The sequence below is a fragment of the Chromatium okenii genome, assembly GCF_016583745.1.
Taxonomy (GTDB): domain Bacteria; phylum Pseudomonadota; class Gammaproteobacteria; order Chromatiales; family Chromatiaceae; genus Chromatium; species Chromatium okenii.
In genome coordinates, this window is the sequence record NZ_NRRQ01000128.1 from 1 (window position 1) to 602 (window position 602).

Genomic DNA, 602 nt, shown 5'->3' on the forward strand with positions numbered 1-602 from the left:
TGGCTGCCGGAACTGCACGATTAAGCGCCTGCGCCCCTTGACTACCGCCAAGTATCAGTAACCGCGGCGGCCCCTGACGACGGGCGTAACGCTGTTCCGGTGGCACCAAACGGGTTATTTCGCTATGCACCGGATTGCCGACGTATTCGCCCCTGCCGCTCATGACGTTGGGAAATCCGGTGAGCACTCGCTTGCACATTGGCGCCAGCATACGGTTAGCCAACCCTGCGATGGCATTCTGCTCATGGATCACTAGAGGAGTCCGCCGCAAAGCAGCTGCAACGCCAACCGGACCGGCAATATAGGCCCCCATTCCGAGGACAACATCGGGTTTGTGCTTGGCAAGTATTCTTGTTGCGCTGTATACCGAACGCGTCAGCCGCCACGGCATGACCAGTTTGGCTCCCAACCCCTTGCCGCGCAGTGCCCGCGTATGCAACCACTCAACCGGCAACTGCCGCGGCGGCACTACTTGGCCCTCCAGGCCATAGCGAGTGCCGATCCAAACTACATTACAGCCCCGGTTGCGCAGCACTTCTGCAACAGCCAAGCCGGGATAGACATGGCCCCCGGTACCTCCAGCTGCTATGGCCACGGTTGGG

At 60.8% G+C, this 602-nt stretch carries 1 protein-coding gene; it reads right to left on the bottom strand.

Translation table 11 applies throughout. The annotated features are described in order from the left end of the window. On the bottom strand, nt 1-550 hold a 550-nt coding region (locus tag CKO12_RS14485; protein ID WP_338032773.1), incomplete at its 3' end, for a glycosyltransferase. Nucleotides 551-602 lie beyond the last annotated feature (52 nt).